Origin of the sequence: Paenibacillus sp. FSL W8-0919 (assembly GCF_038003785.1) — a bacterium.
GTDB classification, from domain to species: domain Bacteria; phylum Bacillota; class Bacilli; order Paenibacillales; family Paenibacillaceae; genus Paenibacillus_AQ; species Paenibacillus_AQ lactis.
This window is the reverse complement of record NZ_JBBOPV010000001.1, coordinates 6,266,490-6,282,214: the sequence shown is the minus strand read 5'-3', so window position 1 is coordinate 6,282,214 and position 15,725 is coordinate 6,266,490. Positions and strand designations below refer to the sequence as shown.

Annotated in this window: 15 protein-coding genes; 12 read left to right on the top strand and 3 right to left on the bottom strand. The window is 52.8% G+C overall.

Going from position 1 to position 15,725, the window contains the following annotated elements:
- The first annotated feature begins 92 nt into the window (after positions 1–92).
- From NST44_RS28495 to NST44_RS28470, 6 genes are all read left to right on the top strand, one after another.
- The gene (locus NST44_RS28495) at positions 93–1,496 is read left to right on the top strand and encodes a glycosyltransferase family 4 protein (RefSeq protein WP_251537048.1); all 1,404 of its coding nucleotides are present in this window, start codon (positions 93–95) and stop codon (positions 1,494–1,496) included.
- Between the two features lie 128 nt (positions 1,497–1,624).
- Positions 1,625–2,719, top strand: coding sequence for a non-hydrolyzing UDP-N-acetylglucosamine 2-epimerase (gene wecB / locus NST44_RS28490; protein ID WP_251537046.1), 1,095 nt, complete (start codon positions 1,625–1,627; stop codon positions 2,717–2,719).
- Entirely contained in the window at positions 2,709–3,695 is a 987-nt protein-coding gene (locus tag NST44_RS28485) for a polysaccharide biosynthesis protein (protein ID WP_007130789.1), read from the top strand. Before wecB ends, NST44_RS28485 begins: the two co-directional genes overlap by 11 nt.
- On the top strand, positions 3,692–4,519 hold the full coding sequence (locus NST44_RS28480) for a dTDP-4-dehydrorhamnose reductase family protein (RefSeq protein WP_007130788.1): 828 nt from the start codon (positions 3,692–3,694) through the stop codon (positions 4,517–4,519). The genes NST44_RS28485 and NST44_RS28480 overlap by 4 nt, the downstream gene beginning before the upstream one ends.
- The gene (locus tag NST44_RS28475) at positions 4,501–5,448 is read left to right on the top strand and encodes an NAD-dependent epimerase/dehydratase family protein (protein WP_213616057.1); all 948 of its coding nucleotides are present in this window, start codon (positions 4,501–4,503) and stop codon (positions 5,446–5,448) included. Before NST44_RS28480 ends, NST44_RS28475 begins: the two co-directional genes overlap by 19 nt.
- A 210-nt stretch (positions 5,449–5,658) precedes the next feature.
- Positions 5,659–6,714, top strand: coding sequence for a YhcN/YlaJ family sporulation lipoprotein (locus tag NST44_RS28470; RefSeq protein WP_007130786.1), 1,056 nt, complete (start codon positions 5,659–5,661; stop codon positions 6,712–6,714).
- A gap of 106 nt (positions 6,715–6,820) precedes the next feature.
- Here the strand turns inward: NST44_RS28470 and nagA are convergent, their stop codons facing one another.
- From nagA to NST44_RS28455, 3 genes are read right to left on the bottom strand one after another with little or no spacing between them, the layout of a single operon-like run.
- Complete coding sequence (gene nagA, locus NST44_RS28465; RefSeq protein WP_213616059.1) at positions 6,821–8,008, bottom strand: N-acetylglucosamine-6-phosphate deacetylase; 1,188 nt, start codon at positions 8,006–8,008, stop codon at positions 6,821–6,823.
- Complete coding sequence (nagB, locus tag NST44_RS28460; RefSeq protein ID WP_210095154.1) at positions 8,005–8,733, bottom strand: glucosamine-6-phosphate deaminase; 729 nt, start codon at positions 8,731–8,733, stop codon at positions 8,005–8,007. Before nagB ends, nagA begins: the two co-directional genes overlap by 4 nt.
- A 4-nt stretch (positions 8,734–8,737) precedes the next feature.
- Positions 8,738–9,613, bottom strand: coding sequence for a MurR/RpiR family transcriptional regulator (locus NST44_RS28455; protein ID WP_007130783.1), 876 nt, complete (start codon positions 9,611–9,613; stop codon positions 8,738–8,740).
- A 289-nt stretch (positions 9,614–9,902) separates the two neighbouring features.
- Here NST44_RS28455 and NST44_RS28450 point away from each other — a divergent pair, with 289 nt between their 5' ends.
- The 6 genes from NST44_RS28450 (at position 9,903) to NST44_RS28425 (ending at position 15,642) form a co-directional block, all read left to right on the top strand.
- A complete protein-coding gene (locus NST44_RS28450; RefSeq protein ID WP_006208732.1) occupies positions 9,903–10,127 on the top strand; it encodes a helix-turn-helix domain-containing protein in 225 nt (74 codons plus the stop codon).
- 74 nt (positions 10,128–10,201) lie between these two features.
- Positions 10,202–10,573 carry a hypothetical protein gene (locus NST44_RS28445; protein ID WP_213616061.1) on the top strand — a complete coding sequence of 124 codons (372 nt, stop codon included), beginning with the start codon at positions 10,202–10,204 and terminating at the stop codon, positions 10,571–10,573.
- The gene (locus NST44_RS28440) at positions 10,554–12,287 is read left to right on the top strand and encodes a hypothetical protein (RefSeq protein ID WP_213616064.1); all 1,734 of its coding nucleotides are present in this window, start codon (positions 10,554–10,556) and stop codon (positions 12,285–12,287) included. Before NST44_RS28445 ends, NST44_RS28440 begins: the two co-directional genes overlap by 20 nt.
- Before the next feature lie 238 nt (positions 12,288–12,525).
- Positions 12,526–12,807 carry a hypothetical protein gene (locus tag NST44_RS28435; RefSeq protein WP_210095151.1) on the top strand — a complete coding sequence of 94 codons (282 nt, stop codon included), beginning with the start codon at positions 12,526–12,528 and terminating at the stop codon, positions 12,805–12,807.
- 281 nt (positions 12,808–13,088) lie between these two features.
- Positions 13,089–14,879 (top strand): cache domain-containing sensor histidine kinase, encoded by a 1,791-nt coding sequence (locus NST44_RS28430; protein WP_340901235.1) that lies wholly within the window; start codon positions 13,089–13,091, stop codon positions 14,877–14,879.
- Positions 14,854–15,642, top strand: coding sequence for a response regulator transcription factor (locus tag NST44_RS28425; protein WP_028406779.1), 789 nt, complete (start codon positions 14,854–14,856; stop codon positions 15,640–15,642). The genes NST44_RS28430 and NST44_RS28425 overlap by 26 nt, the downstream gene beginning before the upstream one ends.
- The last annotated feature ends 83 nt before the right edge of the window (positions 15,643–15,725 follow it).

The window sequence follows — 15,725 nt, the reverse complement described above, 5'->3', positions numbered from 1 at the left end:
TTGTCTCTCTAATATATTGTACCAACTGGGTGAAAAGGAGGTGGATCGCATCCGGTACTGCGCTCAAACCACGGTTACTGGAGATGCGGACAATGCCGATGGTCCTTAAACCGAAGATGTTGATATTCTCGCACGTTTGTAATCCGACAAGCATAACGGGAGCGGAAAAACTGCTCCTGTTCTTCTGCCAGCAAATCTCCCCTTATTTCGAATGCGTTCTGGTTGCCCCAAACGAAGGCAGGCTGACAACACTCGCCAGAGCGTCGGGGCATGATGTCAGAATCTACAAGGTCCCTCTGCTGCACAGTATATACACCCCTGGTCCGGGTCTGCTTGCCGAGGCTGACAGGCTGGTATCCACTTCGGTATTCCGCTCCTTCGTCCAGTGGATCGCTGGCGAGTCGCCGAGCGTCATCGTTACCAACACCTGCGTGCATTTGCTTCCGGCTGTTGCAGGGAAGAAGCTTGGTATCCCGGTTCTATGGCAGCTGACCGAGATGATTACGAATAACGGGTACGCCCACCTGTCGGCTAGTCTGATACACCAATACAGCAGCTGGATCATCAGTATCTCCGAATCCGTGGCCCAGTATTTTCCTGTGGATGTCAGGCAGTCCAAGATGACGATTCTTCCTCCGTCCTGGAACGATCTCGACATTCATCCCGAAATATGGCCCGCACTTAGGGAATCCTTTCGGAGCAGACTCGGCATCGGCCCGGACATTCCGGTTATCGGCATGATCTCCTCGTTTCTCATCGAAACGAAGGGCGTGCACCATTTTATTGACATGGCCCTCTCCCTTAAGGACACATTCGCTAAAGCGCTGTTTCTAATCGTAGGCAGTGTGATGGATCCAGGCTATGAGAAGCAATGCAGGGAACGCATCGAAGCTGCCGGCGCGCAAAGCCGGTTCATATTTTCCGGATCCAAGGAGGATATGGAGCAAGTGTACCCTGCACTGGATATTGTGGTAGTGCCGAGTTTGGTTCCGGAAGGATTTGGCCTTACGGCCCTTGAGGGACTGCTCTATGGGAAACCGGTCGTTGCCTATGCTGCCGGCGGGCTTGCGGAAATGCTTACGGCTGTAGGATGCCCGCAGATGCTGGCAGAACCTTCGAGCCCGGCCTCTTTAGCGGAAAAAGTGGCGGCCGTTTTGGAGCAATCCGATCAAGGGGAGGCATTGGGGCAGCAAAACAGGGCACAGGTGGTGTCCGTCTATGGTCCTGAACTCTACAGAGCACGCGTCAACGGCATGGTTACTCGCTGGATGACGGAGCAGCCTTCATGGTTCCAAATTAATAAGGCGATCAACTTCCGGCATTTGCTGCCTTCATCACGTCATAAAAGCCGGGGACGGAACCGGAAGAAGAGAGGCTTCTCGTTTCCGCATCTACGCACTGCCCGAAAGAGCAGAAGATTTGAGCTTAGAAAAGCAAGACGCCGGGCGACAAAAATAAGAATACGCAGAACGTCCGTGAGGCGAAGAAAGGCATAGCACAACGAACTAGCAGAGCAAAGGACCAGACCAGACAGCTGCTGTCTCCGCTTAAAGCAGAAGAATGATCGTGCTGCGTCAATGATCGCCCTCGGATCTGTGATTAAGTTGGCAAGGGAGAATCCAATATGAAAGTCATGACGATCTTGGGTACAAGGCCTGAAATTATTCGGCTAAGCTTGATCATTCCTCTTCTGGATCGGTATGCGAAGCGGCATGTGCTTGTTCATACGGGGCAAAACTTCACGGAAACGCTAAGCGGAATATTTTTTTCGGAGATGGGTCTCCGTGCCCCGGATTATGTGCTTCAGGATCGGCAGGCCACTTTGGGTGGACAGCTATCCGTCATGTTTAGCCGCATCGAGGAAATTTTGCAGAAGGAGCAGCCGGACACTGTACTGCTCCTTGGCGATACGAACAGTGCGTTATGCGCCATACTGGCCGAGCGGTTGGGATATCCCGTCGTGCATATGGAGGCGGGGAATCGCTGTTTTGACCTGGAGGTGCCCGAGGAGAAGAACCGCCGAATCATCGACGCGGTTTCCACCATCAATATGCCATATACAAGCTACAGCAAAAATCATCTGCTCCGGGAAGGATTTCCCAGTCAGCGCATTGTCCTAACCGGTAATCCGATCTATGAAGTTTTGAAGCATTATGATGCCAAGGTCAGTAAAAGCATGATTATGGAAAAGCTGTCCTTAACCAGCCGGCAGTACTTTCTGGTAACGATTCACCGGTCGGAAAATGTCGATCGGCCTGAGCATTTGAGAGAAATCTTCAGAGGGCTGAATGCCGTCGCGGAAAGCTTCGGCCACCGTTTGATCACCAGCCTGCATCCTCGGACGGCTTCGCGTTTGCAAGAGGTGGCGGACGTTCCGCTTCATCCGCTAATCGAATTTCATGAGCCGTTCGGCTTTTTTGATTTTGTAAGGCTGGAGAAAGAGGCACTATGCGCTATTACGGACAGCGGTACCGTACAAGAAGAATGCTGCATTATGCATGTGCCCACGGTAACGGTTCGACGGACGACGGAGCGGCCCGAAACGGTGGACTGCGGCAGCAATATCGTTTCCGGCCTTGATGCCGAGCGAATTCACGGGGCGGTTAAGCTCATGACGCAGCTGAGCCGTGACTGGAAGTGCCCGGAGGGCTATCTGGCGGACAATGTGTCGCATACCGTCGTAAAATTTGTGCTTGGGGGGAAAATGAATGTTCACTAATCAACGGATTTTGGTGACCGGCGGCACAGGCTCTTGGGGACATGAATTGATCAGCCAGCTGCTGCCGATGGATCCGAAGCAGGTTATCGTTTATTCCAGAAGCGAGGCGACGCAGGTAGCGATGGACCGTGAGTTCGAGGATCCGCGGTTGACGTTCCGGATCGGAGATATTCGCGATAAGGAGGCGCTTACCGCGGCTTGTCAGGGCGTCGATTACGTATTTCATCTGGCGGCGCTGAAGCATGTTCCCGTGTGCGAGGAGCATCCCTACGAGGCGCTGAAGACCAATGTGGTCGGCACGCAGCATGTGATCGAGGCCGCCATTGAGAACAATGTGAAAAAGGTCATTTATATATCGACCGACAAGGCGGCCAACCCGTCCAATTTCTACGGCATGACCAAAGCGATCGGCGAGAAGCTGATCGTCTACGCGAACCTGCTGAGCCCGACGACGAAGTTCGTCTGTGTCCGGGGCGGCAACGTGCTGGGAACCAACGGAAGCGTCGTACATGTATTCAACAGCCAAATTAGGCAGAAGGGTCAGATCAGTATCACCGATAAAAATATGACGCGCTTTTTCCTTACGCTGAAGGATGCCATCTCCCTGCTGTTCAAAGCATCCGTTGAAAGCGTAGGCGGCGAAATCTTCGTGATGATGATGCCGACCTGCCGGATCGTCGATTTGGCGGACGTGCTGATCGAGGCATCCGGAAGAAGCGAGGTCAGCCTGGTTGAAACCGGCACACGGCCCGGCGAGAAAATCCATGAAATTCTGATGAGTGATTTCGAAAGCTTGACGACCGTCGTCTATGACGACGAGTACCTGGTTATTCTTCCGACCCTCGACATTCCGAATCTGAAAGAGCGGTATCAAGGCCTGCCGAAGGTATCGTTCAGCAGTTTCAGCTCCGAGCATAATTTAATGAATAAAGACGAAATTCGCGAGATCCTGCGGCGCGGAGGCTTCTTGTCATGAAAATGCTCATTCTCGGGGGAAACGGAATGGCTGGGCATATCCTTGTTCAGTACTTTCAGCAATCAGGCAAGCACCATGTCTTTTATACCACCCGAGACAGTTGCGATTCCAAAAGCCTGGTGCTGGATGTTACCGATATGAGCGCAGTGGAGCATGTCGTTCGGGCGGTAAGGCCGGATATTATCATTAACGCCGTCGGGGTCTTGAATCAACGGGCTGAGGATGACAAAATAAATGCATATCATATCAACGGCTTCCTGCCGCACCGTCTGCGTTATTTGGCGGACGCCATCTCGGCACGTCTTATCCACATCAGCACGGATTGTGTGTTTCTTGGGAACAAAGGAGGCTATCGGGAAGATGATCTTCCCGATGGAATCTCCGCCTACGCGCTTACGAAGGCGCTGGGTGAGGTGCGTGAGCCCGATCATTTAACGATACGGACTTCTATTATCGGTCCGGAGATCCGCCCGAGCGGAATCGGCTTGTTCAACTGGTTCATGAAGCAGCGGGGGGAGGTTACGGGATACCGTGCCGTCAAATGGAATGGAGTCACGACCCTGGAACTGGCGAAAGCCATCGATTTCTTCATGAATAAGGATGTCGGAGGATTGATACATCTCGGTCATCCCAATCCGGTTAGCAAATACGATTTGCTGCTGTTGTTCAAGGACATATGGGGAAAGCAAGACGTCGATGTTGTGCCGTCCGATGAGTTCGTTCAGGACCGTACGCTCCGGAATACACGGCTGGATGCCGTGTATCCGTTCCCCGATTATGTTCGCATGTTAAAGGAGATGTATGAATGGCAGCAGGCACATTAAATAAGAAAAAGCTTCTCATTACAGGAGCCTCCGGGTTTACCGGCCTTCATGCCTGTGCGTATTTTATCCGCCAGGGCTGCACGGTTATCGCTGCTGGACGGGATTTGACACGGCTTAAGGCCATCCCGGATGTGCTTCCGCGGGAATGCCATTTGGAGGATCGGGAGCAAACCGAACGATTGGTGAAGGAGAGTCTTCCTGATTATGTTCTGCATTTGGCCGGAAAAAATTCAGCTTCCGAGTCGTGGGAGCATCCTGATCAATATATGGAGAGCAATGCGATGGCTCCCGTCTACTTGTTTGAGGCGCTGCGCCGCCATCGTCCGGATAGCGTCATCCTCATGGTGGGCTCGCGTCTCAGCATCGATCCGGCCAAAGGGCCGGCCGCCGTGCCGCATCCATATAGTCTCAGCAAAACCTTTGGCACATGGGCCGCTGCCGCCTGGCACAGTCTGTATAACCAGCCGATTATTTTAGCGGAGCCATCCAATCTAATCGGCCCGGGAGAATCCAGAGGCTTTTGCACGCTGCTGGCTCGCTATATCGCCGACTTCGAAGCCGGAAGACCGCGTCCGGTATTTAAAATAAGCTCGCGTCACGAATCCAGGGATTTCCTGGACGTGCGGGATGCGGTGTGTGCATACGGATATCTATTAAGCCACGGTACGCCAGGCGTAACCTACCCGATCGAATCCGGAGAAAATCATACGCTCGAAGAGCTGACCCAGGCGCTCCTTGGTTTGACGCAGGAAGCGGTGCCTATCGATTGGGGCCCTGAATCGAGTCCTTTGTCGGCCGATTCACTTAATAAAGGAAGCGGTGATGGGCAAGGAGCCGCTCTTCTGAAGTCGCTAGGCTGGACGCCAAGGTATAGGCTGGCGGAATCGGTCGCCGATATTATGGAGTATGCGCGAAGCCGAGCCCGCTAAGTCCGTAAGCTGATCCATATCAAATGCCGATGGAATTCCATCGGCATTTTTTATATGGCAGCGGACCGAAAAGCGGGTGTTTCGCATACAGGAGTGCCGTTGAACCGAGGATACACTTATATTCCATGTTAAAACCTTTCAGCATACCGCTACTGCCGCAAAGCCATCCTAACGGTGTTACTACACTTATTATAGAGATGGAGGATGAACATGATTAAATCGAAAGCCCTCAACCTGACCGTCTCCGCGGCCCTGCTTCTCAGCATGACCGCAGTTGCAGGATGCGGCAATGCGAACAACGGCAAAGCGAACAACGGCAATACGACGCGCACGAATAATGTCGACGGCGGCCGTGTCGGGGTAAATTCCATTCGGAACAACCAAACTCCAACAGGCACGCAGCACGACCTTACAAATCTGAAATACAGCCGGGAGCTTTCCGCTAAAGTGTCCCGCATCAGCGGCGTAGGCTCTGCGCATGTGTTTGTAACCAACCGTAACGCTTATGTCTCGCTGGCTCTGGACAACCAGAACGGCGGAGCACAAACCAACAGCATCAACGGACGTACGACGGGAATTAGTCCCGGTACCGGCAGAACGATGACGACTAGAACCCGCAGCAATGCGATGGACGGCACGTATAACACAAGCACCGGTAGTGTCGGTCTTCTTCGCGATATGACCGACAATACCAGACGTACCGTAGATAACAATACCGGATTTGGTACAGGCCTTGGCGGCAATGCGGATACGCGCGGTTTCGGAGTTCGCGGTACGACGCGGAACAACGGCTTCGCTGACGGCGGCTTCAATACGATGAATACCCCGCGTACCAACACGATGACAGGTACGAGAGGCACTGACGGCAACATGAACGACACCCGAATCGGAACAGGCATTAACGGCGTGCCTTATGGAACTTATAACGGTAACAATATGGGAATGATGAACACAAATAATAACGCTAATGATGTTCCGCAGCATATCCGTATGGAAATCAGCAGCAAAATTCGCAAGACGGCTCCGCATATCCAGCAGGTTTATGTTTCCTCGGATCAGGATTTTTATCAGCAAGCAAACGGATTTGCTACCAACGGCAATGCCGGCAACACGTTCGGTACGCTTTCCCGTGATTTCGGTTCATGGATCAACCGCATCTTCCCGCTTAACCTTGGCGGACGTGACGGCATGAATGATACCCGCGGCAATCTCATGAGAAACGATACGGACGATGGATGGTTCGGCGGGAACCGGAACAGCCGGTAAAACCGAAACATTCGCTGTAGCTAAAGGAGCTGCCCGTTAGGATGAGTACATCCTTAACATGGCAGCTCCTTTGCATGTTCCTTCATACTTCGATCGCTGTTACAGCTTAATGTTTGCGCGTTCCTTGAATCCATACGCCCTGCAGCTCAAGCTTATGATCAAGCAGCAGCACATCGGCGAGCTTGCCGGCTTCAAGCGAACCGGTGCGGTCGTCGATGCCGATCTTCCTGGCCGGGTTCGTGCTGGCGGCAAGCGAAGCCTGCTCCAGGCTTAACCCAACCTCGCGAACGAGAAGCTGGAAGCCCTTGATCATGGTCAAGGTACTGCCTGCCAGACTGTTGCGGTTGCTCTTGAGCGTAGCGATGCCATCCTCTACGACGACAGGCAAATCGCCTATGGTGTATTCGCCGTCAGGCATCCCTGCTGCGGACATCGCATCCGTAATAAGGATGAGCTTATCTTGAGGCTTCACGCGAGCCAGAATTCGCATCGCTGCCGGATGAACATGGATGCCGTCGGCAATGATCTCGCAGCTCAGACGGTCATCGCTCAGCATGGCTCCGACGACGCCGGGTTTGCGGTGATGCAGACCCGTCATGGCATTGAATGTATGCACGCCATGGCTCAGACCGGCCTCAACGGCCGCCTCGACTTCTTCATAGGTTGCATCGGTATGACCCAGCGCAGCGACAATACCATGGCTGCTAAGCCATTTCACGGCTTCCAGTGCGCCTTCGCGCTCAGGGGCAAGGGTGACCTGCCGAACAAGGCCAGGATACGTCGATACCCATTCCTCGAGCCACTCGATGTTCGCCAGGACGATATGCTCGGGGTTTTGAGCTCCAGGCCATTTTGGGCTGATGAATGGCCCCTCGAGATGTACGCCTTCAAGCCGGGTATAAGGCATCTCTTGATTACGGTAATTCTGTACCTCATTCAGAACCCGGTCGATATCTGCCTTCGGCGCGGTCATCGTCGTCGCCAGCATTGCCGTCGTGCCTTGGGAGCTGTGGAACGATGTGATTTTATCCAAAACTTCCTTGCTCGAATCCATGAAGTCTTCGCGGTTGCCGCCATGGACATGAATATCGATGAAGCCGGGAATGATGTAACCATCCGGGTGCTTGAGCACTTGAGCATTATTTTGCTGAAGCTCGGCCGGCAATCCGGCAGCTTCACCGGCATAAACAATCTTCTCTCCTGCGATGGCGAGCACGCCTTCCTGGATCAGACCTGTTGGTGTCAGCACGTTTCCATACAGCAGTTGCATTTGAGCTAAGGTGTCGTTTTTCATACGAACAGTCTCCCTGCGCCTTGGTCGAGAAGAACGACCACATTGGAGTGGCACTGAAGAAGGGATGCAGGACATTCCGTTGTAATTGGCCCCTTCAGTGCGCGATGCACGATTTCGGCTTTATCCTCGCCCCGAACGAGAAGAAGGATCTGACGGGCCTTTAGAATGCTGGCCACTCCCATCGTGATGGCATGGGTAGGGACATCGTCCAAGGAAGGGAAGAATCTTGCATTCGCCGTGCGAGTCTTCTCCTGAAGCTCAACCAAATGGGTTCCCCCGGTAAGGGATTCGCCAGGCTCGTTGAAGCCGATGTGACCGTTATGGCCGATGCCGAGAAGCTGAAGGTCGACCGGGCCGTGCTCTTCGAGCATCCGGTCGTAATTCAGGCACTCTTCTTCGAGATTTGCTGCATTGCCGTTTGGCACATGCGTCCGCTCGATCTGAATATCGATATGGTTGAAGAACTTTTCGTTCATGAAGGTCCGGTAGCTTTCCGGATGGTTCTCAGGCAGACCGACATACTCGTCCAGATTGTAAGTCGTAGCCTGCGCGAAGCTGACCAGCCCTTGCTTGTTCATTTCAATCAGCTTGGCGTACAAACCGATCGGCGTGCTGCCCGTAGCCAGACCCAGGGTTGCCCGTGGATTCGTGTGCAGCAGTCCCGAGATCAGGCTGGCGCCTGTTTGTACAAATTGTTCTTCGTTACGCAGTATGAAAATATTCATGTCTTCAATGTCCTCCTCGGCTTTTGCGGTAGTTTTTAACATTCAGATAGGACTGTTCCAGCCTCGGTACATACGTGGAAAAGTCACGGCTGGCCATTCCCATGAACAGGATGTCGATAATGTGAAGCTGCGCGATCCGGGAAGCCATATCGCCCCGGCGCATGCCTTCCTCCAGCGAGGAAGAATACAGTGTGATATCCGCCAAGGCAGATATCGCGCTGCTTCGATAAGAAGTGATGCTGATCGTAAATGCGCCGGCGTCCTTTGCGCAAGCAAGCGCATCAATCGTTTCGGGCGTTTCGCCCGAGTAGGAGACCGCTACGGCCACATCGCTTGACGTCAAGGTCGAAGCCGATGTGATCTGCATATGGGAGTCTGCGAAGGCCGTGCAGTTCTTGCCGATCCGGATCAGCTTCTGATAGAAGTCCTGGGCCACGATCGATGAAGTAGCAACGCCGTACAGATCGATCCGCTTGGCGCGGCACAGGGCATCCACTGCCCGTTCCAGCTGCCCGAGATCAAGGAGCTCCGTGGTGTCCCGAATCGAGGTCAGATGATTGGATTCGATCGCCTCGACGATGCCTGCGAGCGGATTCCCGGCCACGATATCCTGATAGCGGGTGTTGCCGGTCCGCGCTGCCATCTCGGCATGCGCAATCTCAGAGGCAAGCTTGAGCTTAAAATCAGGATACCCTTTGCATTGAAAATTTTTGCAAAAGCGGGTTACCGTCGCGGCGCTGACTTCGCACTGATCGGCAAGATCCTTAATGCCCATGTGCACGATCTCGGACGGGGCCGCCAAAATGAACTCTGCGAGCCGTCTTTCCTGCCGGGGCAGGCGGTCCTTTTCGACAGAGATAATATGCAGGATCGGTGTCATCGCAAGCCTCCTTTTTTCACTGATTCCCGGTAAGCTTATCGTGCGGCATCAGGTGCGAATTCATGAAAATAATTTTATTGAAAATGAAAATGAAAAGAAAATAATTTTTAACAACATCATCATAGAACAACGTGTGCGGATAAGCAAGGATAAAAATCACTAATCGTCGATAATACGCCCAAATGGCGGCAGCACGCGCACCATCCCCCCATTTTCAACATAATATGAGTTGACTGTATCCCTAAACCTTGTTAGACCACACATACCCGGGCAAGGAGGGGTGACACCATTGAAGGGGACCGACCATAACAGCAAGTTCTTGTTAACCCACCGTGAACGCGAAGTGTTTGAATTGCTCGTTCAAGACAAAACGACTCGCGACATCGCCGGGCAGTTGTTTATTAGCGAAAAGACGGTGCGTAACCACATTTCCAACGTCATGCAGAAGCTAAACGTCAAGGGCCGTTCGCAAGCTGTCGTTGAGTTGATAAAACTCGGTGAGTTAAAGATCTGACATCATGCCGGTTGTATGAACGAGAGCACAGCGAAAGCCTTCTTCCCCTGTAAGGGGAGCAAGAAGGCTTTTTTGTGTTGGAGGAAGGTGACTTCTCCCAGTATCCTTGCTGCTATGTTAGCGAAACAATACAAACCGAAGGCACACATGAAAACATAGCATATGATGAAGTAACGACCGGCGAGGTCCAAACCAGTCAAAAAAGGAGCGAACCATGTATGAGCAGTGCGTATGATGCTGCACCATTGCTTAACAAGCAATACAACAACGCCGGCGAAGCGATCAACCTGGCCGACAGCGATGATGGAGGTATGAAGGTAAAGATCAAGGCAGATGCGGCTGATGATACGCTGGGGGATGGGACGGCGTTTGCTCCTGCTAATGGCAATGCTGCAATGGCCATCAAAGAGAAGGCGGTGGCATCCGATGGACAAGCAAATCCGTGATCAACAATTCGATTTTGGAGTGAGCATTTCTCAATTTGGTGCGGCTGGTGATGGCTCCGATGATACTCAAGCTTTCTTGGACGCGATCGATAAATTGGGGGGCAAGGCTGGGACTATCATTCTTAATGGGACTAAAACTTACGGCATTAAGAATACAGTCATAATCCCACATAATGTGAGCATTGAAGGGAATCTGGCCAAGATAATCCCTTTGAGCGGCGGGACGTTGACAGGTGGATTTTTGTTTTACGTGAACTCAACCCTCCAAAACTCGACCATCGTGAAATGGGGTGGGGAACAGGTTCCTACCATCCAAAACCTCAAATTCGAAAACCCTCATCAATTGTCGGACGCTAAGGCGTTCTACACCAGAGGGAAAACAAATTTTCGTAACATCACATTTAGAGGTGTGTACAAAGGGATTTTGAAAGAGGGGTTCAGTGACGGCGATTACTCCGATATGATGCATCTTGAGAAACTTTATTTTGTGAACTGTATGGGCACAGACCCGCTGATTGACATTAAATACAACGGCGACGGGCTCTTTATCGATCGGTGCCATACAGCAGGTGCCGCGGACAGCAATTTTAATCTGCTGAACCTGGAATATTGCAATGGCGGAAAAATCGCTGGATGCATAAACGGGGATATACGGATCAATAAATCCATGGGCGTTTCCATCGAGAATTTCCATTGCGAACACGGAAAGATTCATATCATCTCCAGCCAGGTAACGCTGAGGGACATATATCACTGGTACCACAAGGATTATCAGCCGATCCCATTAACGATAACCGGTGCAGCCAACGACAAACCGTCCATGCCGTGCATCATCGAAAACTATGCAGTTATACACTTAAGGGGCAGAACCGATCAGTCGAAGAATTACACGGATCCCGATTATTTTGATGCTTACTTCAAGAATACGAATGTCAAAATCACAAACTTCTTCCGGCGTCCGCAGTTCGCATTGGATCCTTCATTCGGAATGGCTACGGCGGCAAAAATAAGCTTTGACGGTACCAAAATTTCGGAACAGTGGGAGAACGCCAGCCCGCTCTACTCGAAAGACAGTTACATTTCGGATAATCGAATATTCACGAGTATCAACGAGGCAGAGTTCACAAGGAATTTCGTGCTGTTCGGGGTGCCCGTCACAAACCATACGAGCTTTGATGAAGCTGCTGGGACGTATTACTATCAGGCAGTGTACTACTTCGGCCCTGTAGATCGGGAGGTTGGAAGATGGGGCGGAGGGGAACAAAGTGCTCACGTGACCAATCCGGCAGCTCAAGTTCCATATCTCAATGTGTCGAATCGGCCTGAAATGCAATTGTCAAAAATCAGACTCTACCGAGGCAAAATGGCCGGGCAGTATACGCATTGGGTTGATATCCCTGTAGGCAATGGCGTGCACGTCTATGATCTCGGATATTTCCTCTCGACGGGCGAACGATGGAAAACGCGATCAGCAGGCCCTGTGGGTTCATTTAATTCAACGTATACCAAGATTAGAATGGAAGGCGACAACGTTGCTGTTACAGGCCCGGCCATCCCAACACAGGGTAGCTGGAAAAAGGGTGATCGTGTTGTGAACGAAAATAGGGCGGAGCTGGGCACGGTAGGAACCAAATATATTGTTGATGGTTGGGAGTGTATTACTGCGGGGGCACCGGGAGTTTGGGTCGAGAGGCGTTTTTTAACAGGAAATTAAGCTTTAGCCAGAAGCAAGGCGCACAAGGCGTATTCCGATCTTTCGCTTGTATTGCGGTCATTTATGGGCACCTCCATCGGAATGGGAATAGGGTTTAATAGGCTGCTTTCCGAACGGGCACCTCATTTGTTAGACTGTAAGAGACAGAAGGGAATCCGGAAGAGGGCATAGAAGCCGGAATCCAGACAGGGCCAAAAAGCGGGTTCTGGCGCCCTAAAGAGCGAGGAGGTGGGCCGGCGTGGAGGTGGCGGTCGGAATTGCGGTCATAATCATCGCAGTTTTCGTTTCCGTATTTTTCGCTCGATTAAGACGTACACGGCAAGCAGCGAAGGGCGGTAACGTGATCGATCTGAAATCGAGAAGCCGAAGAAGCGGAGGTACGGGCAGAGGACAGGTCTGCAGCCGATGCAAGCAGCGGCGCAAGCTGACGTTTTATGCCGATGCTTCGGGGGCTGTCAGAGGATTGTGCAAGGCGTGCCGAAGAGAATTGGAGCGGCATCAGGAGCTGTATCCCGTGTAGAGCTGAGCATGTGCGAATGAGGAAGGGCGAGAGAGTCATATTCTGCGCCCTTCCTCTTTTTTGCCTAACAGCGATTGAAGGAATACTCTACATACTTGCCCTAACTACATTCATTTGTTCAACTTACAAAGGATTTCCTTACGAGTATAAACATAGCCATAGACTTAAGCCGATATCGTTTGTTATAACTTTCTCATGAGGCGAAGCTTTCGCTTCGCTCACTCATGATGTGCACAGCGAATAACAGTCTGTTCATCCACGGGAAGGGGTGTGCTTGGAACATGAACCGATTCGGCAGGCTGAATACGCTGCGAAATCAAATATTTCTCGGGTTTATGCTGGTCATGGTGATCGTGCTTGCGCTGGTAGGCGCATTTGTATACGAGCAGGTATCCGTGCTGCTCCGCAACAGTGCGGAAAAGCATATTCAGCAGACCGCCGTTCAAGCCACGGGCAAGCTGGATGTGCTGCTTAAGCAGGTCGATACGCTGACCGCCCAAGTGTCCACGAATGCCACGGTCCAGCGATTCCTGACCCAGGAAACCGGAGGCAAACCGATTACGTTCGGCGAGCGGCAGTCTTTGCAGCAGGAGGTTCGCAAATATGAGGCCTACGCGACCGGTATTCGATCGCTGGAGCTGTATACGACCGATTATCGGCGATTGTTTCCGCTGGATGAGGGGAGCCTGGCGAGCCGGGTGAGGGGCGAATGGATCGCGATGGCGGACGAGGGAATGGGCAAGCTTGTATGGTTCGGGCAGGATCCCCGGGATCAGGATGTGGTCGTAGCCATGCGGCGGGTCCGCCTGGTTGACCAATCCTTCGCACATGGCGGGTACTTGCTCGTCCGGCTGGAGAAGAGCTATTTCGAGCTCGCCGACTCGGCGGGCGATACGGGGCAATCCCGGGAAGCGATGGGGCTGTTCGATCAAGCCGGCCATGAAATATCCTCCGATTTCGACGTGACGGTGGATTCCAAGGAGATTTTGCATCGCGAGGGCGAGACGGTCACCATAGGTAACGAGGATTATATCGCGGTGCAGAAGCAGTCGGAAGCCACGGGGTGGACGCTCGTGATTTTGACGCCGGTGGATTATACGACAGAGGGCATTTCGGTGCTGCGGACGGCGGTTATCGTATCCGGCGCGGTCGGCGCGCTGCTGTTCCTAATCCTTAGCTTCATCTTGACGACGATGATTATCCGCCCGATTCTCAAGATGATCAAGTCGATGCGAGGGGCAAGGTTCGGCACGCTGAAGCCGATATCGGTCACCTCGAAGACGATGGAGATCAACGAGCTTACCAATACGTATAACCAGATGGTCGATTCGCTTAACGAATTGATCGAGGTGGTGTATCAGAAGGAGCTTATCCAGAGCCGGACCGAGCTGAAGGCTCTGCAGGCGCAGATTAACCCGCATTTTCTGTTCAACACCCTGGAAGCGTTTTATTGGGCGCTCGATGATCAGGGCGAAGAAGAGCTGGCTCAAATCGTAGTGGCCATGTCGGGCTTGTTTCGTTACGTGATTAACCTGAAGGATGAGGATGAGTGGGTGATGATCGGCGATGAGCTGGATCATGCCGAGCGCTATTTGATCATTATGAAAATGCGGATGCTGGACCGCCTCTCTTGGAGGATTGAAGCGGACGAGGCGAGCAGGGCGGTTCCGATCCCGAAGCTGCTCATCCAGCCTATTGTGGAAAATGCGATTCTCCATGGCGTGGAGCAGCGGCTCGGACCGGGCACGGTCATCGTGCGGGCACAGCCATCCGAACGGCCGGGGCATACGGTGGTGTCCGTATCGGATGACGGACCCGGCATGGACGGGGAAACCCTCGCGTCCCTGTATGCCTCCATGGAAAAAGGGCATGTGCCGTCTTCCAAAAACAGCGGCGTCGGCCTGTCCAACGTCGAGCAGCGCTTGCGGTTGTACTATGATGCCGGACAAGCGGGCTTGTGCATTCAGAGCGAGGCAGGCGCAGGAACAACCATCTCATTTGAGATCCCGAACGTGTACCGTAGAAATCCCGGGGAGGAAGAGACGCATGAAGACGATATTGATCGTGGATGATGAACCGAGAACAAGAGAAGGCATTCGAAAAACACTGGAAGCATGGTCTTCCGGACGCAACCGGATCGAGACCGCTGCCAGCGGCGTTGAGGCGCTGGCATGGCTGCAGGAGCACGAGGCGCAGCTCATTGTGACCGATATCCGCATGCCGGAAATCGGCGGGCTGGAGCTGATCGAGCGACTGCAGGATCTGAGGCATCCTCCGGTGATTATCGTGATTTCCGGTTATTCGGAGTTCGACTATGCAAGGAAGGCGCTCCAATTCGGCGTGGTGGACTATTTGCTCAAGCCGATCGATAAGCGGAAGCTCGTGGAAGCGGTGGAGATGGCGCTTCAGCGCGGCGACCAGAAGGAGCGCGTAGCGCGGATGGAGAAGCTCGTTGATCCGAAGCTCCTGGAGGCAGCAGGGCAGGAGAAGGTGTACAGCGTCCAGGTGCAGGAGGCGATGCGGTATGTGGATGAGCATCTCCAGGCGCAGGTATCCCTGAAGGAGGTGGCTGAAGGGCTTCACTTGAATGCGAGCTATTTCAGCGTATTGTTCAAGGAACAGACCGGGCTGACCTTCAGCGAATATTTGACAAGACGGCGCGTGCAGCGGGCGAAGGAGCTGCTGGCGGCAACGCCCCTGTCCGTTGCTGAAATCGCGGAGCAGGTCGGCTACCAGACATCCAAATATTTTGTCAAAGTGTTCCGGGACATGGAGCAGGTAAGCCCGAGCCAATACCGGCAGAGCGTGACGGATGCAGGAGAGAAGATCCAATAATAGTGGAATTAGACCCAATCGTTATGACCTTATCCGTTCATCCCCTCATTGCTACAATTGAACTAAAGCGGTTTCATTACGCA

Bases quoted from the DNA above. Each gene is read 5' to 3' on its own strand.
- NST44_RS28495 (WP_251537048.1), top strand. From the start codon at position 93: ATGCCGATGGTCCTTAAACCGAAGATGTTGATATTCTCGCACGTTTGT.
- wecB (WP_251537046.1), top strand. From the start codon at position 1,625: ATGAAAGTCATGACGATCTTGGGTACAAGGCCTGAAATTATTCGGCTA.
- NST44_RS28485 (WP_007130789.1), top strand. From the start codon at position 2,709: ATGTTCACTAATCAACGGATTTTGGTGACCGGCGGCACAGGCTCTTGG.
- NST44_RS28480 (WP_007130788.1), top strand. From the start codon at position 3,692: ATGAAAATGCTCATTCTCGGGGGAAACGGAATGGCTGGGCATATCCTT.
- NST44_RS28475 (WP_213616057.1), top strand. From the start codon at position 4,501: ATGGCAGCAGGCACATTAAATAAGAAAAAGCTTCTCATTACAGGAGCC.
- NST44_RS28470 (WP_007130786.1), top strand. From the start codon at position 5,659: ATGATTAAATCGAAAGCCCTCAACCTGACCGTCTCCGCGGCCCTGCTT.
- nagA (WP_213616059.1), bottom strand. From the start codon at position 8,008: ATGAAAAACGACACCTTAGCTCAAATGCAACTGCTGTATGGAAACGTG.
- nagB (WP_210095154.1), bottom strand. From the start codon at position 8,733: ATGAATATTTTCATACTGCGTAACGAAGAACAATTTGTACAAACAGGC.
- NST44_RS28455 (WP_007130783.1), bottom strand. From the start codon at position 9,613: ATGACACCGATCCTGCATATTATCTCTGTCGAAAAGGACCGCCTGCCC.
- NST44_RS28440 (WP_213616064.1), top strand. From the start codon at position 10,554: ATGGACAAGCAAATCCGTGATCAACAATTCGATTTTGGAGTGAGCATT.
- NST44_RS28430 (WP_340901235.1), top strand. From the start codon at position 13,089: ATGAACCGATTCGGCAGGCTGAATACGCTGCGAAATCAAATATTTCTC.
- NST44_RS28425 (WP_028406779.1), top strand. From the start codon at position 14,854: ATGAAGACGATATTGATCGTGGATGATGAACCGAGAACAAGAGAAGGC.